The organism is Neobacillus sp. MER 74 (assembly GCF_023714155.1).
Genome location: NZ_JAMAUV010000022.1, coordinates 28,217 through 50,756 on the forward strand (window position 1 = coordinate 28,217; position 22,540 = coordinate 50,756).

Consider the following 22,540-nt stretch of genomic DNA (forward strand, 5'->3'; position numbering starts at 1 on the left):
TGATTTATCTTAAAATTTCCAATATACAATTTATTCATCTGATGAAAGAGGTTATAGTTATGAAGATAACAAACTTAGATTTAGACACTTCTAATTTTGAAGAGATGAAAAAGTTTTATTTGGAAGTTTTAGAACTACCATTAATAAATCAAACAAGACAAAACTTCTCGGTGTATGCAGGAGAAACGGTATTAACATTTCATCTAAGTGAGAATAATCCTAAGTATCACTTCGCATTTAACATTCCAAATAATAAAATAGACGAAGCAATGCACTGGCTTTCATCAAAAGTCGATATAATTAAATATGAGGATGAATATGTTATTCATTTTGAGAGTTGGAATGCTCATTCCTTATATTTTGAAGATCCTGCAGGTAATATTTTAGAGTTTATTGCACGTCATAACTTAATAAACTCGACACCAGGTCCTTTCACATATAAGGATATTTTGAACATTAGTGAAATCGGGCTTCCATTTGAAGACGTATTAGGAGCAGTAGATGTACTTCATTCTTCTTTTGGTTTAACTACGTGGAGACCGCCATCTCCAACATTTAGTACCATTGGAGACGAGAATGGGCTTATAATTGCTGTATCTAAAGGTAGACAATGGTTTATGTCAGATATCATTGCAGATTATCAACCATTAAAGATTGCAATAAAAACAGGCAAACAACACAATATAATATATGAGGGTTATGTTATAAATTCGAAGTAGTAGATTATTGATTTTAATTTTAAAGGGACTTCTCTTTTGAAGTCCCTTGTTAATTTCCTTTAATTTTCGGATCCAACGTTTCGTTTGCCAAAGGCTATCCTAAAATTAACATTAGAAAAGCACCGCTCCAATGATGAAACGGCACTTCTTTAAGTAAGTGATTGAACCCCCTGTACCTCAATACGATCCGGTCTTGTATAAATATTTAAAGAATGATTGCGAAGAAAACCAACGGTCGTAATTTGAAGCTCTTCCGCCAGCCTTAGGGCCAGTTCGGTGGGAGCTGATTTTGATAGAACGATGCCGCAGCCTATTTTGGCTACCTTTAGTAATACCTCCGAGGAGATACGTCCACTAAAAACAATAATTTTATCTGAAAGAGAAATGGAATATTGCAAGCAATGACCATAGATCTTATCAAGGGCATTGTGGCGTCCTATGTCCGTTCTGTCGACGATGATGCCGTTAGTGTCACAAAGGGCCGCATTGTGAACGCCCCCTGTATCCTGGAAGATAACGGACGACTCCTGCATTAGTCGCATTAAATGAAAGCATTGCTCAATAGAAATTGTAGCATCTACGTTTTCCAGCGGCTTAACGGTTCTAGCATCATTATAAAAATAAAAGCTTTGACGGCTTTTTCCACAGCAAGATGTGACAACTCGTTTGGAATGGAACAACTCGTTTAATTTGTTTACCTTATGCGTATTGACAATCGCACGGCCTGTCGCTTCTATAATCGTTAGCTCTTTAATCTCCGTAATATTTCTGATAATCCCTTCAGATGCCAAAAAGCCAACAACTAGTTCTTCAATGTGCTCAGGGCTGCAAACAAGTGTTGCGAATTCTTGGTCATTTAGAACAATGGTAATCGGATATTCCGTAACGATGGTATCCGTTATTTTGTGTAAGGCCCCTGCCTCGTACCGCCATATATTGCTTTCCCTTTTCATTGGCTGATCCATGTTTTTTCACTCCTAATTACTTTCCCGCGATCTGCTGGTCAAAAACAAAAACAGTCATGGCAATATCTTCTTTTATATTAATATCAGAAAATAACCCTACTACTTTTGCACCCATCAGGTTTTCAAACCGTATAAGGACCTCAGGTTTTTTATAGATTTCCTTTACAAATCGCGTTCTCGTTTCATGGACCATCTGATCGCCATTTTCGGAAGTAATCATAAACTTCTCCACATTTGTCAGGTTCCCTTTCATTTCACTGATCGCCCAAGAACCGATAAATTTAGTGGTGATTTCCTTTGGTCCATTGCCGACATATTCTTTTCTAATTTCCCGAACAAGCATACTAAATTGATGCTCCAGATTCTTTGGCATAACTGTCCTCCCTATCTATACCAGTTAGTTTGATTTTAAAAAGGAAACCCATTCATGACTTTAACGAATGGGTTTGTATTTTGTCTTTCATCCTACTCTTTCAATCCTTCACCCATACCTTTTAAAAGGTTAAATCCAAATCCTAAGACACGATTAATATCAGGATCCTTTAAGGCTTTCATTAAATCAAAGATGCCAATCTTCGAATCCTCTTTTAATCCCTGCTCCGCCTTTTTCAAGCCAGCCGTTAAGCTTTTAGCGAGCTTACTTGTTGTTTCGGGATCCAGCTCTGTCAGAATTCCACCTGCAGCCATCGCATTATTGATCATGTTTGTGACAGGCTCACGTGTAAACTGATGAACCGCAATTTTTGCTGCTTTCTCTTTCGCTTTTAGAAGACTTCCAAAAGCGTCTAGGATCCCACTATCATGTAGTTCTTGGAGCAGATTCATTGTCTCAAGAAGCGAATCTTTATTTTCTGCAACCCCGCAGAGAAGATTCTCCAGGGATTGCATTTTCTTTTGTTCTTCTGTCATTTCGGTCTTTTGAATGACTTTAATCGGCTGTGCCATTACGCATTCCTCCTGTCATAGAAACCAGGGTTAATATGATCGTTTACATCTGCAATCGGAGTGTAATCCCCGCGTTCCCACTTGCGGTAGATTTCAAGCCCCATTTGCGGTGTACGAGTGGCATTACGTGGATTATACCTTGGAAGTGGATTTTCACCATTCTGTTCAAGGACTTCCATCCGCACTCTCGTTTGTTTGTACGCTGGTGTATGTGTTACGACATCCACTGCTCCACCAGTCAGTAGGTTCACCGCACTCTCGTGGCTTGAGGAATGCATTGGCACATAAACCGTTTTTCCTTCCACACGATCGGTTACAAGAACAGGGAGTTTAATGGCACCGTATGGTGATACAAGACGTACAAATGAACCGTCCATTACACTGCGTTCTTTCGCCAATTCCGGAGATACTTCCACAAACACTTTCGGGAATTTGTAGTTAAGTCCCTCTGATTTTTGTGTTAAGTTTCCTTCGTGGAAGTGCTCCAATAATCGTCCATTATCCAATGCGAGATCGAACTCTTGCGGGAACTCCATAGGCGGCACATAATCGAATAAACCAAACCGTGCTTTTTTATCAGGGAAATTAAAGCCGTCTTGGAAAAGCAGTGGCGTGTTTGATCCATCAAGGGAGCCCCAATGAAAGCTGTTCCATCCTTCAAGAACCTCATAGTTACACTGGCTGAAGAATGGTGTTAAGCTAGCCATTTCGGCAAAAATCTCACTTGGATGGGAATAATTCCAATCGAAGCCCATTTTTTTCGCGAGCTGTGTAAGAATCCACCAGTCCGGTTTACTATCTCCTAATGGCTGTAATGCTTGGTACAAGCGCTGCACACGACGTTCTGTATTGGTAAACGTTCCATCTTTTTCAAGAGATGGAGCGCCTGGTAAAATTACATCAGCAAATTGGGCGGTTGTTGTTAAAAAGATTTCTTGTACGACAAGGAAATCTAACTTCGCAAGCATCGCCTGAGTATGATTGGAATCAGCATCGACCCATGCCATATCCTCCCCAGCGATGTACATCGCCTTCATCTCGCCTCTATCAACAGCTCCAAGCATTTCAATATTGTCAAGGCCAGGATTTGGAGAGATTTTCACTCCATAGGCCTTCTCAAATTTTTCTCGGATTTCAATATTTGTGACTGATTGATAACCAGGGAAGATATTTGGCATCGTTCCCATGTCAGCTGCACCTTGTACATTATTATGTCCTCGTAATGGGTAGGCACCAGCGTTCGGACGCATCATGTTGCCTGTTGCCAGAAGCAAGTTAGCAATGGCAACAGATGTATGCGATCCCGCGATATTTTGCGTTACACCCATTCCCCAACAAATGACTGTTCCATCCGCATCACGAATCATTTCAGCCATTTGGATTAATGCTTCTTTTGTAATACCGGTAATCTTCTCGGCCTCTTCCAAACTATAAGGCTCCATCATTTTCAAAAATTCATCATAGTGATTGACATGATCTGTGATGAATTTCACATCGTGCCAACCTTGGTCAATGATATACTTCGTAATAGCGGAAAGCCATACATAGTCCGTTCCTTGCTTTGGACGAACAAACAAGTCAGCACGGTCACCCATTTCATGTCTGCGCACATCCACGGTGATTAATTTTTGCCCATGAAGTTTTTGCGCACGCTTAATACGAGTGGCAAGCACAGGATGTCCTTCTGCAGGCGCACATCCTACAAGCATGACAAGACCCGCTCCTGCAATATCTTGAATCGTTCCAGAATCGCCGCCGATGCCTCCGGTTTGCTGCAGTCCCCATGAAGCAGGTGACTGGCAATAACGAGAGCAGTTATCTACATTATTTGTTCCAAATACTTGACGAGCCATCTTTTGAATCAGGTAGTTTTCCTCGTTCGTAATTTTAGATGACGAAATAAACCCAATCGCATCACTGCCATAGGTATCTTTGATCCCGCCGAGTTTTTCCCCAACGAGCGAAAGAGCCTCGTCCCAGCTTGCTTCTACAAATACATCACCTTTTCGAATTAATGGTGTGGTAATTCGTTCTTGTGAATTAACAAAATCCCAGCCGAATTTCCCTTTTACACAAGTGGAAACACTGTTAACTGGCGCATTTTCAGATGGTTCAATTTTAAGAATTTCACGGTCTTTGGTCCATACTTCAAAGGAACAACCCACACCGCAGAATGTACAAACGGTTTTTGTCTTTTCGATTCGCTCTTCACGCATGGCTGCTTCTACTTCTGACACGGCCATGATCGTTTGATAATCCGGCTCTACTGCTTTGACGATATCAATCATGGGTGTAAGCAAGTCATCGGAAATACCTGTCATAAATCCTGCATTACCAAGCATGGATTTTTCCATTAAGGCGTTACATGGACAAACGCTCACACATTGACCACAGGAGACACATGATGATTCGTTAATGCTTTTTCCACCGTCCCATAAGACACGCGGCTGATTGGTTTCCCAGTCAATAGTTAGTGTTTCATTCACTTGAAGATCCTGACAGGTTTCCACACAGCGTCCGCACAAAATACATTGATCAGGGTCATAGCGATAAAACGGGTGAGACATATCTACTTCATAGCCCTTCGAACGATGTGGTCGAGTTTGGTGTTCGACTCCCATCATTTCTGCCGTATTATGTACACGACAATTACCATTGTTATTATCACATACGGTGCAATATAATAGATGGTTTTCTAGAATACGGTCCATAGCTTCCTCTTGGGCTTCTTTTGCAAGCTCAGAAGAGGTCAAAATGTCCATTCCGTCCTCGACCACAGTGGAACATGCTCGCATAATGCTGCCGTTTACTTCACACATACACGTATCACAGCTCTGTACCGGTCCGAGAACTTCGGAATAGCATATGTGCGGATGCTCCATTTCCTGTTTTAATAAATAATATAAAATACGAGTTCCTTTTTCTACTTCGTGTGCTGTTCCGTTGATAAGAACATTCACTTTTTCCTTCACAGTAAGTCCTCCTTAGTAAAAAAACAGAAAAATCTATTAAACTACTAAAATTATTAGTTATTAACTTGCTTTTTTAATACTAGATATTGCTTTAGATGATGATTGAAGAGAATCCTTGTGAACCGTCCAATAGATCAAGGCTACAAAAACACCGCCACCAATTGCATTGCCGATAACTACCGGAATAAAGTTTCCTATATAATCTGCCCATGTGAAGTGCCCCGCGAAGATCGCTGCCGGGATGACAAACATGTTCGCCACTACGTGCTGAAAACCAATCGCTACAAATCCCATAATCGGGAACCAAATAGCTAATATTTTTCCACCGATATCGTCTGCACCATAGGCAAGCCAAACGCCTAAACAAACGAGCCAGTTACAACCAATCGCAGAAATTAGGGTTTTAATAAATGTTTCATCTATTTTTGCTTGGGCAATCGCAACAGTTTTGGTAAGAAATGGACCAGCTTCCGTTAAACCTACTATGTGACCAAAGAAATAGGCAACGAAAATCGCTCCAATAAAGTTACTAATTAATACTAGCAGCCAATTCCTACCTAGTTGGGCTAGTGTCGCACGCTTGGCTAGAACAGCAATCGGAAGAGCCATCATATTCCCTGTTAACAATTCGCCGCCTGCAATAATGATTAACATGAGGCCGACTGGGAAAACCGCTCCTCCCAATAGAGAGCTGAAGGTCCCCCATTCTTTCGGTAGATCAGCAATGACACGAATATCTAATAAAAATCCAAGTGCAATAAAAGCTCCACCTAAGAATCCTAATAATAGTGCATGTTCAGCACGCATGGATGCCTTTTTCGCGCCAGCATCCACTGCTAATTCCGCAATCCGCTGCGAACTATGAAACGCCATATTTTTTCCTCCAGTTAATTGAATGTAAAAGCTTTTTGTTCGTACAATGGGACAATAGCCGATCTCTTTGCACACTGTTTTTACGTATAAATAAAAACGCAAAAAAGCCCACCATAAATCGGTTTCCATGCCATACATGGACCGTTTTACAGTGGGCTGATAACTAAGCATTTATTATACTAGCAATCCATCCCGCTACAGAAACAATGGAAGAACAGGATATACAGTCAATTATTATTAACTTACATCAATGAACATTCCATCTTCTATAAACCTTTCTTATAGTAACATGAATTCATTGATTTGTGAACATTTTACGAATTTTTTTCAACTATTGGTTTAAAATTTTTAACTCTTGTTATAACTGAATGTGGATTTTGTGATGATGGGAAAATAAAGGTAAAAATTCCACTTAAATTGGGAAATATCCATATTTCCCTATATATAAAGGAAGCTTTTCCCCTTATATGATCCAAATCGTTGGATTTTGTCTTATTTTAGAGCAGTTAAAGGGAATATCTTCCCTTATTTCCACTTCTTAAGCTTCTTCTATTTACATTAACCGGAATTTCTCCGCCTATGAATTCTCACACGTAAACGAAAATCAACATTAAATAATAACAGAGCAACTTATCCGTCTGTTTTCTTATGAAAAAAATCAGGATTCCTAAATTTTTGTTTTTAGTGGTGACGAAAATTAGTATCTGCCAAAGTTTATGGTTTATCTCTCCAATAATTTAAGCTCCGATTGAACCATTATTTTCAATAAATTAGGAGCTTGAACAACTGCACTTTTTCTGTCACCCGTTCCAAAGTTATCTTCTTTTTGAAAGAACATCCTTTTATAGGATCTATTCATTAATCATCTTTAATGCCGTATTTAATGCGTCAACAACCCTATCACACCAATTGTCAAATTCCTCATCCAGTATTTGTAGTTCAGGATGGGCTAATATGTATTCGACCGTTTGCTTAATCCCTTGGTCAAATCGGGTCGTAGCAACAAAATCGGGAACCAGCCTTTTAAGTTTAGTATTATCGAAAACGACGGAATTGGCCTTATCCCCCAATAATCCCCCCCTGTAATCCTCTTTACTGCATGCATCCAAAAATTCAGATGACACATGGATCGCATTCAGTTTAACTCCGAGTGCATCCGCGATGGCCTGGTAAATTTGATTCCAGGTTAGACTTTCATCGGAAGTAATATGAACAGACTCACCGATTGCATGGATATTGCCCATTAAGCCAATAAAGCCCTTAGCAAAATCACGATTGTGTGTCATCGTCCACAGTGATGTTCCATCCCCATGAATAATAACCGGTTTATTCTCAAGCATTCGTTTGGCTACCTGCCAGGCACCTTTGCTTCCTTGTACTCCAAGAGGAATCGAACGTTCGTCATAGGTGTGACTTGGTCTTACAATCGTAATCGGAAAGCTTTCCTCTCGATAAAGCTTCAGCAAATACTCTTCACAGGCAATCTTATTTCTCGAATATTGCCAATATGGATTTGATAATGGCGTTCCTTCTGTAATTCGATAGTCGGACAAAGGAGTTTGGTAGGCAGAAGCGGAACTAATAAAGATAAATTGTTTCGTTTTCCCGTTAAATAATCGATAATCTCTTTCAAGTTGTGCAGGTTCAAACGCAATGAAATCAGCAACAACATCAAATTCTAAATCTTCAATCAGTCTGGAAACTTGGTCTTCATCATTAATATCGGCTTTAAGTAAGTTTACCCCTTCTGGCAAGCGATTCTTCCGACTCCCCCTATTAAGAAGATAAAGCTCACATCCCATTGTTACCAATTGCTTCGTTATGGCAGAACTAATCGTTCCCGTCCCACCGATAAATAAAGCTTTCATTTTTCCACCTCCGCTAATTTTCAAGCAAGCCATTCTATTAAAACGTTAACAAATAATTATTCTATATTGATTTCGAAATTCCTTTTGTAGTTATTATAACTAAAAATATTAAAAAAACGGGAACACTGACCCCCGGAGTGCAGGTTGTGTTCCCTATCCCTATCAATTAGATATTTTGATTAGTGGTTCTTTTTCAATGTCTCACTTTATTTGGTCGGTTCCATAATCCTAGACCCTATTTTAATTAAGTAAAAGGAGCTTACCCATGTTTTTATTTTTCCTAAATTCTCAATTCCACATGATGGTCGAGTCCGTCATCTCGTAATTCCACAAATGGTCCTGCAGCTTTTTCCTGTTCAAGAATCGGAATTTGCACGCCGTCAACAGTCAACTCGCTTCCACTGCCACCAGACCCATTCTTAACGTTAATGTGGTAAGGAGTCTTCCCAAATCGGTACGTAGCAGAGAATCCCGGCCACTCACTTGGAATACGCGGATCAATATAAAGACGAGTTTCTCGGCGTCGAATCCCTAGGATCCACTCGATACCGGCCTGATAAAACCACCCTGATGCACCCGTATACCATGTCCATCCTGAATGACCCTGATTCGGTTCTGCCGTATACACATCAGCGGCAATTGCGTAGGGTTCACCTGTATATCTTCTTACTTCTTGGTCAGTACGAGTATGCGTCATCGGATTAAGCATTGTAAACATCTCCATTGCCTTATCACCATTACCAAGCTGACACCAAGCGATGATGCCCCAAATTACTCCATGTGTATATTGGGCACCATTCTCCCTGATTCCTGGTGGATAACCTTGTATATATCCAGGGCTTGGTTCAGTCTGATCGAAAGCTGGAGTCAATAGCCGAACAATTGCAAGGTCCTGCTCGACGAGTTCCCTGTCAAACGAGTTCATAGCCTGAACCGCACGATCCATTGGTGCCGCACCTGAGATTACGGACCATGATTGAGCTATGGCGTCGATCCGGCACTCCTCATTTTGAATGGAGCCGAGCCATTGTCCTGCATCGGTAAATGCACGTCTGTACCATTGACCATCCCAGCCCTCATTGTTGAGAGAGTCTGTTAACTGTTGCCGCATTGTCTGGAATGACTCCACCCGTTCAGAATCCCCACGTAATTCGCAAATCTCGGCAAATCGGTTCAGCACGTCACAAATAAACCAACCGAGCCATACGCTTTCGCCTCGCCCTTTCACACCAACCTGATTCATGCCATCATTCCAATCTCCTACACCGATTAATGGCAAACCATGCTCACCAATCCGGCTCAATGCCCGATCGATCGCTCGCACGCAATGCTCATATACAGATCCCGTTTCAGAAGAACGTACGGTCGGTTCATAGCGTTCGTGTTCACCCTCAGCAAGCTGTTCACTCACTAGGAACGGTGCGACTTCGTCCAAAACCGTTCGATCACCAGTATGCTCGATGTAACGTGAAACCACATACGGCATCCATAATAAATCATCCGAAAACGTCGTCCGGATCCCACGCTCCGTTTCTTCATGCCACCAGTGCTGCACATCCCCCTCTAAATATTGGTGGGAGGCGTGGAGCACGATTTGTGCTCTTGTTTTTTCTGGCATCGTATGCAGGAGTGCTAGCGAATCCTGCAATTGATCGCGAAAGCCAAATGCTCCTCCCGCTTGATAAAAGGCCGTTCTGGCCCATATTCGACAGGCAAGAGACTGATATAATAACCACCCGTTCAACATAAAATCGGTTTCCTTTGACGGGGTTGACACTTGAATTTGGCCTAAATGATGGTCCCAAAAAGAAGTAATCTCCTCCATCGCTTGATCACAAGCGGAAGGTTGGCTGTATTTCTCAGTTAACTGTAAGACGCTCTCTTTAGAATCATCGCATCCTAATAAAATGTAAATTACCTGTTCTTTCCCCGGGTCTAACGTAAGCTTAGCCTGAATCGCACCACAAGATTCGTAATGGGTGCCTGTCCGACATGACAATCCCACACGATCCATTCCCGCTGGATGTTCCATTGTTCCATTTCGTCCGATAAATTCGTTACGGTCCGCGGTCCACGTAAGATCGTTTAAATGGTCTTGGCCCTTATCAGCACCCATCTGTGGATACATCCCCAAAAATGCGGTGGCATCACGGAAGGTTTCTTGATATGTGTTTTTGGCGATCATGACCCGCGCAGACTCATCCCATTCCGTCACAATAAATGGTGCATTCATCTGTCGCTGAACCCCTAATACCCATTCCGCATAATAGGTAATAGAAATCTGCCTTTGCTCCGTAGTCTTGTTTTGCAGCTTCAACTTGATGATTTTCACCGGATCCTCTAATGGTACATATACCATCATTTCGTGTTTAATGCCGTTTCTTTCGTGATCAAACTTTGTAAATCCTTTGCCATGCGTTATTTTATATGGCTCGTTTGAATGATCTGCGGATGGTGCAACTGACCAGAACTGACCACTTTCCTCATCTCTTAAATAGGCTGTTTCCGTGGGCGGATCAAGGACGGGATCATTAGACCATGGCGTTAGCTTGCATTCACGGCTGTTCTGCCACCAGGTATAACCCGTTCCCATCTCGGAAATGAGACAGCCAAAACGAGGATTGGACAGGACATTAATCCACGGCGCCGGTAAGTGGTTTCCATTTTTAATCATGAGCCGGTACTCTTTTCCATCGGGGGAAAAACCACCCCACCCGTTGAAAAATAACCAATCTTTCGTTTCCGCTTGAATGGCTTGACCTGAAGAAACGAACTTATTTCTTGCAGAAGATACTGGATTCAGTTGGTCCGGCAACCCATTCTTCGTTTCAGACCTAAGCGGTTCATTTTCTGTTTCAACCTTAGGCAATCGCATTTGCGTTTCTATACTAGCACCGCCTGCTCGGAACTCGACACGAGCTACAGCCATTAACAATGCTTTGTCCTCCGCAGCCAATTGATTAGAGGCAATCACATATACTCCAGATAAACCTGCACCAAATCGGTCCACTCCATGTTCTGCCGCCTGCTGAAGTGCTTCTTGCAAGAATTGTTGATAACCTTCCTCCGATTCGTTAAGGAGTACAAGGTCGAATAAGAGACCAAGTCTCCTAATGTATTCATGACCTGTTAACATTTTTACAACGAACGGCATTTGGCTTCGGTCTTCAATTCGGACGAGGACAATCGGTCGATCACCAGATACCCCAAAACTCCAAAGTCCAGACTGACCTTTTCTATTGATTGAAATATTTTCACTCCGGCCCTCTTTAAGCGGAGGAGTATATACAATATGACCTGCCAGCCTTTGAAAATCAGTTGCCTCTCGATTCGTTAAATGCAGATTACGAATTTCAATCTGTCCTCGGTTCCATGATAATTGAAACGCCCGTTCCACAGCTTGATTAGGAGCAAACTTACGAATAATTTCGATTGCATCTTCCTTCCTCTCACTAACCGAAGTGACGGCCACTAATCGAATTTCCTTGCCAGGTTCAATGCAGATCCGCCGTCTCATCACAAAGGCTGGATCGGCCACTGAACCAACCTTACCACGAAGGCGAGACCGGATTCCTTGGGGATTGGATAGCCGATAGCCCCGGCCAATAAAGCTTGCGCGGTCTGTTTCAAATTCTACCGTTCCAAGGGTATCACCCTCCACCATGAGTGAATGTGCCGACCAGAGTGTCTGGTCCTTTGCTTCACGAGGTCTTCGGCCAGCAATAAGGCAGCCTGATCCAGCATCGAAAGCCGTCCGGATAAAAAGCTTGCTAAAGGCAGTATGGGCAGCATCCGCGATCGGATTGGACAAAGCAAGCTCAACAAAAGTAGTAACCTCCAAAACTTTCGCTTCGGCACCGTTATTGGTTAATGTTATTCTACGCAGCTCCGCATTCCATTCCGATGAAACGCAAATCTCCATACTTGTCTTAACCTCTCCATCCTCCCGCATATACGTAGCACGATCTAATTCAAATTTTACGTGTTGTTCCGGAGAATTCACTCGGCATGGCTGGTACGACGGCGACCATAATTTATCTTGGGAGATATCCCTTATATAAACATAGCTCCCCCATGGATCCATTACCGGATCCTCGCGCCATCTAGAGAGCAATAAACCTTTGTACTGGCTAAAACCACTGCCGGTATTCGTTACCACTGTTGTGAACGAACCATTTGAGAGAACGCTGACTTCAGGAACCTTTGTGTCAGGTGAAATATACTCTCTTACAGTTGGAACATCCTGAGCGGTTTTGGAATAAGGCTTGTGCACACGTCCCAAGGCAGGATGCTTAATATACTTCGGTGTTTTAGAAATCCGTTCTTGTAAAAGTAATTCTGCCGAACGGATTTGTTTGTTCCGATGGAATCTCTCTACCATTGTTCTTGGCAGCAATAGGTTCGCTAAGGTTAAGAAACTCATCCCTTGATGATGGGCCATAAAACTTTGAATCACCTGATGCTGCTTCCCATTAGGGAGCCTTTCTTGCGTAAAATCCATGGCTTCATAAAAGCCATATTTACCTCGACCATTTAACTTCTCTATTTTTTTCAAAGCTTCCAAAGCTTGATCCTTTGCAAATGGCAGAGCCATGATCGTTGCGTACGGTGCAGTCACTAAATCTTGTTCAAGTCCCCGTTTAAAACCGAGACCCGGGACACCGAAGGCCCGATATTGGTAATTCATTTGATAATCAAACGCATAATAGCCTGACTCAGAGATCCCGAATGGCACTCCTCTCTGGTTTGCGTATTGAATTTGGCGATCCACAACCGCAGCATACGTCTTTTCCCACAAGGTATTTCGATAGGTCCTCATTAACAGCCATGGCATTAAAAATTCAAACATGGTTCCAGACCAGGACAAGAGGACGGGCCGTTTCCCCACTTTTGTCATCGTTCTTCCAAGTACATGCCAATGGGATACAGACACTTGACCAAGCGCAATCGCGACAAAGCTAGCAATTCTTGCCTCAGACGCCATTAAATCATATAGCACTTCATCCTGTGTATTTCGATCAGCATGGTATCCTAAGGAAAAAAGATTCGCTCTATGATCAAATAGTGGCTGGAAATTGGTTTCTTCAATCAATTTTTCAATCCGTTTAAGCAACACATGACCCCTATCGCGCCATATACTATTTGCCTTCTTACCACTTCGTTGTCTCGAGACATCTGGTGCGATTTCTTCGGAAAAAGCCGTTTTCAGTCTTTCATCGTTATGAAAGTGGTAAATCGGTGTTTCCTTTTTATCAAAAGAGTCTAGCCACTCAGCTAAGCCTTCCTTTACCGTAATCAGACAGCCGACTAAATTTCCAGAGTCAACTGTTGATATATACTTCGGTGACAACGGGTTCAGTGTTTCCGTGTCATACCAATTGTATAAATGCCCTTCCCACTTTTCCATCCGCTCAAGTGTCTCCAATGTCCGCTCCAACCGTAAAATTAATCCAGGGGTATCAATAAACGCAAAATCCCTCGCCGCTAAAGCGCAGGTAAGATACATCCCTATATTGGTAGGAGAGGTTCGATGCGCTACCCCGTTCGGCGGTTCCATTTGCACATTGTCAGGCGGCAGCCAGTTCTCTTTTTCGGTAACAAAATCTTCATAAAAAGACCATATTTGCTGAGCCAGGTTCGTTAATTCTTCGAGCTCCTCTTCCGAAAATGCCAAACGTTCCTCTGGAGATGGCTGATCGAGCCACCTTATGACAAGTGGAGCACATATCCACATCACCGTTAATGTAAGCCCAATGATCTGCACCACTGTATTTTCATTAAATAAGGTTGCCGCCAAGAACAAAAGACAAAGAACATAACCTCCTAACATGGATTGGAGCAAAGGAGTCCCCTTCCGTTCACTATTCCGATTCACTTCATCCGTTGAGACCCACTCGAGCATCCGTTTTTTTGAAAACCATAAACGATACAACGATCTCACAATAGCATCGAGCAAAAGGACTATTTGAAACGGCAAGGTAACAACCCCTAACAAGACTTGAGCCGCCGTGTTTAAAATACTACGCAGATTCATGAAACTTGTCTGAAAGGTAACAAGCTGGCGAATAACCGGCAAGAACCATGTCGCGGCCACCAATGCAATCCAGCGTAAAGGTGATCCCGGAAGGATCGTGACTGCTAATAGTGTGGTAATAAATAGTGACGTAGACATTAGACTCCGCCGTAAATTATCAATGATCTGCCACTTAGTCAGTGCAGACATATCGACTGGCAGCAGTTCACCTTTTCGGTTCTTCACTCTTGGCAGCAACCATAGTAATAGCTGCCAATCTCCTCTTACCCAGCGATGCAGCCGCTTTTGAAAGACGATAAACTTCGCTGGATAATGATCAATTAATTCAATATCGGAAAGCAGGCCTGCACGCAGGAAACTCCCTTCAAGTAAATCATGACTCAACACCCGGTTATCCGGAATCCGTTCACATAACACTTGATAAAACGCATCTACATTAAATATTCCTTTTCCAGTGAAAATCCCCTGACCCATTGCATCTTGATACGGATCAGAAACAGCAAACGCATATGGATCAAACCCTGGATCCGCTGAAAATAGACGGGCAAAGCGCGATTTCATTGACGCCTCATGACTCATACTGAGCCTTGGTTGAAGCACCCCGTAGCCCTCGATTACTCTTGTCTTTGTATCATTTAGGATCGGTTGATTATAGGGTAGATGCAGTGTACCAATCATTCGCTGGGCGCTTTCCAGTGGAAGCTGCGTATCAGAATCGAGCGTAATGATATAACGCACATCCTGAAGCGTAGTCAACTCGGCTTTTATTAAAGCAAAGCTTGTATCCTTTCTCCCTTTTAGAAGCTCTACAAATTCGACTAGCTTTCCACGCTTTCTCTCCCATCCCATCCAAACACCTTCTGACGGGTTCCATTGCCTCTTTCGCTGAAAGAGATGAAAGTTTGTGCTGGAATAGGTCGTTCGCAATCGTTCAATTTCTTTCTTAGCCGCTGTTAAAATGACTTCATCCTGTTCTAGTGACTCTGTCTCCGCATCCTGGAAGTCGCCAAGTAACGCGAAGTGGAGATTGGAATCCCGATTCGCCAAATAATGCAATTCAAGCCGGTCTGTCAATTCCTTTACTTCTGTGATCGATGACCAGATGACAGGAATCACGACCATCGTTTTCGCATCAGCGGAAATTCCTTTTGAAAAATCAAATCTCAATAATGGGACTGGACTTTTGACTCGTTCAATAAACCAATGAGCTGAAGTAACCGCCCATTCTGTCACTGGGAACAAAAGAGTTCCTAGAATAGCAAGCCATTGAAGCGGTGTAAAAAATTCATCCCAACCTATCCATAGTGAAAAGGCAATCAAGAACACAGCGAAGTATACTGCTAACATATTAAAATAGGTCCCTGTGGCTCGGCGCATTAACCCTGTTTCTGGGAGAGCTCGTGGTTTACCACACATTTTTAACGCTTGTCTCAATAGCATCATGCCATTGGGATCTAATAAGTAATAGGCAACAAATAATTGACGATTTTTATCCTTGCTATATTTTTCGTTAAGTTCCTTTCCATATGTATCTGCTCGTTCCTCGCTATTTTCCTGTTCTTGCGATTCCTCACTAGATAGTTTCTCTCCATATTTATCCGCGAGCTCCACTGCTTGTGCTGCCACAAGATTTTCCGGCAGATTTAAACGTCTCGAAAGGCTCTCGATCCTCTTTCGAAGAGTATCACGACTAGAGAAATCAAGTTGCGCATAAAGGCCAGTCCTCTCTTTCCTTAGTGATTGCTCCACCATGCTAATTTGCTCAAAGGTTTCCTTCCAATCCCATCGAGAAAGCTTACGCAAGCTAGTGATTAGGTTACCTGTTGTTACTTGGAAGGCTGCTTGGAGCTGATATTCATATGACAATATGTGATCAAGGCTCTCTGGTCCATTCTCCAATTTGCAAATAAGCCATTCGCCGACTGTTGCAGAATAATCCGCTCGTTCGCGCAGATGTTTGACCAAATGGACAATCATTGGTCCAGAAAGAGGCATTTCTTGTCCAGCTTCCTCTAATACTTGCTTCAGTTTTTCAGGGGTGATCTCTGTGGTCTTGATATCGGTAAGTAACTTTTCAACCAACACACAAACATCGCGTCTTTCCTTAACTGTATCCATGATTTCGGCCAACCGGCGAATCAAAGCCACCCTCATAATAAGCGGCACAGCCCAAACTTCACCCATTGTCAGTACGGAAACTTCTTGATAAGACTGTAGATAGGAAATATATGAATCCATATCTAAATGCCCGTCGTTAAATTGAAGATAGTTTGTACAAATCGAATAAACTCTAGAATCCCCCGTTTTTTTGAGGTGAGGTAAAGAGTGAACAAAATTTTTCGTCAACTCTTGGTTTACTACAAGCACCTGCTCTTCCAAAAATTCCGCGTTATCTAGTAACCATTCTTCGGCTGGCTGTGAACAGGATGAACGATTATCTCTTAAGTCGTTAACAAAGTTACGCAATTTCTCAAAGTCGGACTCATTTGACCGTATAAAGCGTGTTGATTTCTTTCGACTTATGTAAGGATCGTGGGTTAATGCTGTTTTATGCGCTTCTTCTCTTAACTGCTCTTTATTAAAAATCAAATTATTCCCCCCAAAAAGGCATTTTTCACCAAGTACTATACTGATAAAAATTGCCCATTCCGGCTGGAAAATATGCAAAAAAGTTCCATGGGGAATGTCAAGAGAAGGCATTTGAGGCGGAAAGTTTGAGTACACTATCGAAAAATTAAAGCATTTAAGCAATCTATTTACCTTCTAATAAAAGCGAATGTTACTTCCCAAATAAATGGAGAGTACCATTCGCTGATATTTTTTAAACTCTTGTAGTACAGGAGTTGTAGCAAATTTTTGCTTGATGAATATATATAGTTATAGTAAATATTATTAAACTAAAGGGTGATGATGATATTGGAACCTAAATGGCTGGATTGGGCGAAACAACTTCAATCCATTGCACAGGCGGGATTAACGTATTCAAAAGATGTTTATGACTTGGAGAGATTTGAATTAATAAGAAATATAAGCGTTGACATTTTAGCACATTACACAGATATGGACAGGCCTATAATCAAAGATTTATTTGCAGGTGAAACTGGGTATGCAACTCCTAAGGTTGATATTAGAGCTGTAGTCTTTAAGGATGATAAAATACTAATGGTCCGGGAAAATACCGATGGTAACTGGGCATTACCTGGCGGCTGGGCTGACATTGGACATGCCCCAAGTGAAGTCGCTGTTAAGGAAGTAAAAGAAGAATCGGGATTTAATGTGAAACCGATCAAAGTATTAGCTGTAACCGATAAAAAGTGCCACCCGCATCCTCCTTCTGCTTTTCATGTTTATAAAATATTTATTCAATGTGAAATTATCGGCGGGTAGCCAGCTAAAGGAATTGAAACAAGTGAAGTAAAGTTCTTTGCTGAAAACGAACTGCCTCCTCTGTCAACAGCTAGGAATACAAAAACACAAATTGAACTGGCTTTTAAATACTTAAAAAATCCCTATGAAGCAGTTTATTTTGATTAAGTTTAATTTATAAAAGTGCTTCCTTTTTTTATTAACTAAATGTTTAAGACCAAGATATATTAGGAATCCCTCCAAATACATCTTGGTTTTGAACTTCTATTTTCTTTAAATCCCCGATCTTTACACATAAAAATTTATACTCCTATTTTTCAAGATCTTTATAATGTGTCTTGTTTGAAATTCACTTCTTTATCTTTATAATTTGGCCACTGCATCTTAATAGATTCTCTGAATTGGCCCATATTAAAGTTTTTACCTGGACAACTTTTTGTGACCCCTTTTAATTCATGATGTCCCAGAATGTGACTAGTTGATAAATTATATTGATGTAATAGGAAAATGCATAGTTTAGTTAATGAATTTAGCTGCTCTATGGATGGAGTATGAATATCAAAATTACCTGCTAAACAAATACCTATTGATTTTTCATTTTTATAAAATTTTTATTTCTCCTTGTTTTATAGCAAGCAGCTTCACCTTAATAGGATTTTATTAATCTACTATTTTCTTTATAACTAAAACACATTTCTATGTATCACAGATCTTTATGAATCACTTGGTTTTCTGTTCATTATTTCCAAATAAAGAAAGCTGCCAATGTTTGATCGGCAGCTTCAAGTGGTTATGTGGTAAAACCCTTTTGTGTTTTGATGTAAGACATCTGAAACTTCCTCAGCGGAAAGCTTTTTGAGCAGAGCGATTTTCCTTATGGATTCCTCGATCATATTCGGATGGGTCACTTTCCCCGCAAATGGACCTTCAAATGGCCAAGGACCATCGGTTTCAACCATCATATGCTCGAGAGGATAGACGCTGACAAGCTGCTGGATTTCTTGTTCATACACCACATCCGGGGTAATAGAAATATGATAGCCGTTTCGTATCATTCGGTCTATTGTTTTCTGATCCCCTTTAAACCAATGAAAATGCGCTTTGGAAACAGAATATTTTTCGAGAAGGTCACAAACGAGAGGCGCATCATCGTAAACAGCATGAAGAACAATCGGTTTGTCCCATATTTTCGCATTACTTATAAACACTTCTAATACTTCAAGATAAGGAGCAATCGAAATCCCCTGCTCTTGCCTTAAGTAGTATGGCAGCCCCACCTCACCTACAGCAATCATCTCATCACGGTGTTCGTCCATCCAATTTAGCAGCACGTTCAGCTCGTCTTCAGAAGGCAATGCTTGTTCTGGATGGTAGCCAAATGCAGGTTTTACCATTGGATATTTTTGTGAAAGCAAAAGGTTTCTTTTACTGGAATCCAAATGAAAGGATACGGAAATCAAGGCTTCGATATGGGCAGAATCCAATACGATCCGTTTAATTTCCTCATCCTGATAGCGATCCAAATGGATATGAGCGTCAATCATGTTCATTTGACTTCACCTACTAATTGGTAATAAACATCCCTTTTCATTTGAATAAAGCTTTCATCTAGCAGAATATCTTCGTGCCGCGGCCTTTCAAATGGAACCTCTATGTTTGAAACAACCTTAGCTTGCTTACCAGACAGCATCATCACTCGATCGGATAGAAGCAGTGCTTCCTCAATATTGTGAGTAATAAATAAAATGGTCCTTCGGTGTGATTCCCACATTTCCAATAACCATTTCTGCATTTCCAACCGGGTTAGCTCATCTAAAGCGGAAAAAGGTTCATCAAGACAGATCACCTCTTGTGGGCTCAATAAGGCACGGATAAAAGCAGCTCGCTGCTTCATTCCTCCAGATAGCATGTTAGGATATGCGTTTTCATAATCGGAGAGTCCTGCAATCGACAGCATTTCTCGTGCTGCTTCTACGTCTTTTTTACCCTGAAGTTCTTGGCCAAGAAGGACATTTTCAAGGATCGTCCTCCACGGGAAAAGAGAAGAAGTTTGAGGCATGTAGCTAATTAAACCACGCTTGCCATTAATGGACTTGCCTTCTAATAGGATCTCCCCTTCATCTGGTGAAAGAATTCCTCCTATTAAATTGAAAATGGTGCTTTTCCCACTGCCTGAAGGGCCAATAATCGAAACAAATTCATCTTTATGAATGGAAAAATCAAGGTCTTTTAGTACTTCCTTTTGCCCGAAACGTTTCGAAACGTTTTGAAAATGAAGATAGCTCATTTTTTCTCATCCCCTTTCGGCTGCCATCGAACCACTCTTCGTTCCATAAAAAAGATGAAAAAGAAAAAGAAGAGGCTTAAGAACATGATGGTAAAAATGGCAACGAACACCCGGTCCGTTCGAAAAGACGACGATGCGAATGTCATAAAGACACCGATCCCCTGCTTAGCACCAAGCCATTCAGAAATAACGGCACCCATTACACTATACGTGGCAGAAACCTTAAAGCCTGAAAAAATCGAGGGCATAGATGACGGCAGCTCCAATTTCCAAAAAAGCTGTGTTTTGGATGCACCTGCCATCCTCATATAATGCTTCAACTCTGAAGGGGTTTGGCTAAATCCATCCAAGGCGGCCACTGTAATGGGAAAGAAACAAACAAGGGTGATGACAATCATTTTGGGCAATAACCCAAAACCAAACCAAATCACCAGCAGTGGAGCAAGAACGATAATGGGAACATTTTGCGATAAAATCAATAATGGATAGAAAGAATCTCTTAAAACAGGTACCAGATGAAATAAAATGGCGACTGCCAGTCCAATGAATGCTCCAACTACAAATCCAAATAATGAAATTTTAACCGTTGAAAACACATCTGGATAAAAATCATGCCAACCGGCAATGGCCTCTGTGAAAATCTTGGATGGCGGCGGAAGAAGCCATTCCGGCACTTCTGCTATTTTCACGACAATCTCCCAAATGACAAACAAAAGGAGGAGAACCAAAATCGGTCTCCACCCTTTTACAAGATTCTTTCTCATGATCGATATTTCTCCGTTAAGTTATCCATGGTAATCCCTGTTGGCTGATAAAGGATTTTCACTTGAGAAATGACATTTTTGCTTCCCATTTCAATCATTCGTTCATTCATTTTTGAAATCACCGAAAATAATTCGTGGAGTTCGCCTTCCATGGTTGTTTCTAACGGGTGTACCTCATATTTCACACCAGATTCAGCAATGACTTTAATCGCTTCATCAACGTATGGAATAACGTCCTCGCCATTCGTTGTTTTCGGGATGATTTGAATGCTGATTAATGTATTCGCCATGTTTTTCTACCCCCTATTGTTTTGGTAAAAACTCATTTGTAAATGCTTTTTTCGCATCTAATTTCTTGTCAAGAAGCTTATTCTCATACATCCATTGAGCATAATTTTCCCAAACCTCTTGCTTTTGAATTCCCCATTCCTTTGCATCATCCCGATATTTCGGAGACAACCATTCTTGACTCTTCTTTACAAGCTTTGGATCTAAATCCGGTGCGGCTTTAATCAGGATATCTGCAGCTTGATCAGGGTTTTTAATCGCAAATTCATAGCCCTCGGCAGCGGCTTTTACGAATGCCTTAACCGTTTCAGGGTTTTGTTCGATCATTTTTTCGTTGGTTTCTAAAACAGGTGTATAGTAGTCCAGTTTGTCAGAGTAATCTGTTAAGTAAACCATATTAATCTTTTCATTTCGAAGCTCCGCTTCTACACCAGTCCATCCATAGTAAATCCAAGCAAAATCGATGTCTCGTTTCACAGCCGTAAAAAAGTCCGTATCCCCCATGTTCACGATTTTCACCTTATTGTCATCGGCGTTTTCCTTTTTCATGAGAGAAGTGATGACAGATTTTTCGACTGGCGAACCCCATCCGCCGTATGTTTTTCCTTCAAAATCCTTCGGAGATTGAATCTTTTTGCCAACAGGTGAAGCGAATCCAGATGTATTGTGCTGAATCACTGCAGCGATCGATACGAGCGGCACCCCTTGTATACGTGCCTGGGTAATTGCTTCTTGGTAGCCAACACCAAATTGCGCCTTGCCAGAAGCTACTAGTTGATCAGCACCGGACTCGCCCGGCATGATAATATCCACATCCAAGCCCTCTTTTTTAAAGAATCCTTTTTCTTTTGCTACATATAATCCAGTATGATTGGTATTTGGAGTCCAATCCAGTACAATTGAGACCTTTTTAAGCGGCTGTTTTTTTTCTTTTGTGTTTTCTGTTTCTTTTTTGCTGCTGCATCCAGTCACTAGAAGGACTGAAAGGAGTAGTACTAGCCATTTCTTCATGTTGTATCCCCCATATGTAAAATAAAATCTAAAGTGAAACAAATGAAATAGAGCGAAACCTCAGTGTTAGTTAGAGGGCAAAAACTTGCTTAAATAAAATAAAGCACTCAGGCAAAGAACCTGAGTGCATATCAGCAAACAATTAATTGTTTAAGAATATGTTCCCTCCGCCGGTATCAACCAGATCAGGTTCCAAGGGTAATCGTCTTACGGACTAAATCTCAACCGGCAACACCGGTTCCCCCACATTTCATCGTTTTTCAGTTATTATTTTACTATTATATCAGTCAAGGCAGTCAATGCCAACTTATTTAATGTATTTATGCTTCTTTACAGCTGCCTTCCCTTTCCCGTATACGTATGAACCTACTTCAAATTGGCAATGGCCTGTATCCAATCCTTTCAACTAATACAAAAAAGATGCCCCATTCCAATGGAACATCTTTTT

14 protein-coding genes, 1 pseudogene and 1 riboswitch are annotated in these 22,540 nt (G+C 41.5%); of the genes and pseudogenes, 2 read left to right on the forward strand and 13 right to left on the reverse strand.

The genetic code is table 11. From position 1 onward, the window contains the following. Nucleotides 1-59: 59 nt before the first annotated feature. The gene (locus tag M3610_RS22980; RefSeq protein ID WP_251462921.1) at nt 60-719 is read left to right on the forward strand and encodes a VOC family protein; all 660 of its coding nucleotides are present in this window, start codon (nt 60-62) and stop codon (nt 717-719) included. 149 nt (nt 720-868) lie between these two features. Here the strand turns inward: M3610_RS22980 and fdhD are convergent, their stop codons facing one another. The 7 genes from fdhD to M3610_RS23015 form a co-directional block, all read right to left on the reverse strand. Next, the gene (fdhD, locus tag M3610_RS22985) at nt 869-1,684 is read right to left on the reverse strand and encodes a formate dehydrogenase accessory sulfurtransferase FdhD (protein ID WP_251462923.1); all 816 of its coding nucleotides are present in this window, start codon (nt 1,682-1,684) and stop codon (nt 869-871) included. Between the two features lie 16 nt (nt 1,685-1,700). Next, complete coding sequence (locus M3610_RS22990; protein WP_251462925.1) at nt 1,701-2,057, reverse strand: Na-translocating system protein MpsC family protein; 357 nt, start codon at nt 2,055-2,057, stop codon at nt 1,701-1,703. A gap of 92 nt (nt 2,058-2,149) precedes the next feature. After that, entirely contained in the window at nt 2,150-2,629 is a 480-nt protein-coding gene (locus M3610_RS22995; RefSeq protein WP_098574166.1) for a helical membrane plugin domain-containing protein, read from the reverse strand. Continuing rightward, a complete protein-coding gene (gene fdhF, locus M3610_RS23000) occupies nt 2,629-5,601 on the reverse strand; it encodes a formate dehydrogenase subunit alpha (RefSeq protein WP_311315851.1) in 2,973 nt (990 codons plus the stop codon). Before fdhF ends, M3610_RS22995 begins: the two co-directional genes overlap by 1 nt. A gap of 60 nt (nt 5,602-5,661) precedes the next feature. Beyond that, nucleotides 5,662-6,474: a formate/nitrite transporter family protein gene (locus tag M3610_RS23005; protein ID WP_251462927.1), complete on the reverse strand. Its 813-nt coding sequence runs from the start codon at nt 6,472-6,474 to the stop codon at nt 5,662-5,664. 851 nt (nt 6,475-7,325) lie between these two features. Next, nucleotides 7,326-8,342 (reverse strand): SDR family oxidoreductase, encoded by a 1,017-nt coding sequence (locus tag M3610_RS23010; RefSeq protein WP_251462929.1) that lies wholly within the window; start codon nt 8,340-8,342, stop codon nt 7,326-7,328. Nucleotides 8,343-8,622: 280 nt separating this feature from the next. Then, nucleotides 8,623-16,965 carry a glycoside hydrolase family 94 protein gene (locus tag M3610_RS23015; RefSeq protein WP_251462931.1) on the reverse strand — a complete coding sequence of 2,781 codons (8,343 nt, stop codon included), beginning with the start codon at nt 16,963-16,965 and terminating at the stop codon, nt 8,623-8,625. Between the two features lie 327 nt (nt 16,966-17,292). Here M3610_RS23015 and M3610_RS23020 point away from each other — a divergent pair. Continuing rightward, nucleotides 17,293-17,910 (forward strand): annotated as a pseudogene (locus M3610_RS23020) (NUDIX hydrolase). Between the two features lie 158 nt (nt 17,911-18,068). On the opposite strand, the gene M3610_RS28535 reads toward M3610_RS23020, so the two are convergent. The 6 genes from M3610_RS28535 to M3610_RS23045 form a co-directional block, all read right to left on the reverse strand. Next, nucleotides 18,069-18,329 carry a peptidoglycan recognition protein family protein gene (locus M3610_RS28535; RefSeq protein WP_396953670.1) on the reverse strand — a complete coding sequence of 87 codons (261 nt, stop codon included), beginning with the start codon at nt 18,327-18,329 and terminating at the stop codon, nt 18,069-18,071. Nucleotides 18,330-18,524: 195 nt separating this feature from the next. Then, nucleotides 18,525-19,292: a TatD family hydrolase gene (locus M3610_RS23025; protein ID WP_251462933.1), complete on the reverse strand. Its 768-nt coding sequence runs from the start codon at nt 19,290-19,292 to the stop codon at nt 18,525-18,527. Further along, the gene (locus tag M3610_RS23030; protein ID WP_251462935.1) at nt 19,289-20,029 is read right to left on the reverse strand and encodes an ABC transporter ATP-binding protein; all 741 of its coding nucleotides are present in this window, start codon (nt 20,027-20,029) and stop codon (nt 19,289-19,291) included. The genes M3610_RS23025 and M3610_RS23030 overlap by 4 nt, the downstream gene beginning before the upstream one ends. Continuing rightward, complete coding sequence (locus M3610_RS23035) at nt 20,026-20,793, reverse strand: ABC transporter permease (RefSeq protein ID WP_251462937.1); 768 nt, start codon at nt 20,791-20,793, stop codon at nt 20,026-20,028. The genes M3610_RS23030 and M3610_RS23035 overlap by 4 nt, the downstream gene beginning before the upstream one ends. Then, a complete protein-coding gene (locus M3610_RS23040) occupies nt 20,790-21,083 on the reverse strand; it encodes an MTH1187 family thiamine-binding protein (protein ID WP_251462938.1) in 294 nt (97 codons plus the stop codon). The genes M3610_RS23035 and M3610_RS23040 overlap by 4 nt, the downstream gene beginning before the upstream one ends. A gap of 13 nt (nt 21,084-21,096) precedes the next feature. Continuing rightward, nucleotides 21,097-22,092: an ABC transporter substrate-binding protein gene (locus M3610_RS23045; protein ID WP_251462940.1), complete on the reverse strand. Its 996-nt coding sequence runs from the start codon at nt 22,090-22,092 to the stop codon at nt 21,097-21,099. Nucleotides 22,093-22,237: 145 nt separating this feature from the next. Then, nucleotides 22,238-22,347, reverse strand: a riboswitch (TPP riboswitch). Nucleotides 22,348-22,540 lie beyond the last annotated feature (193 nt).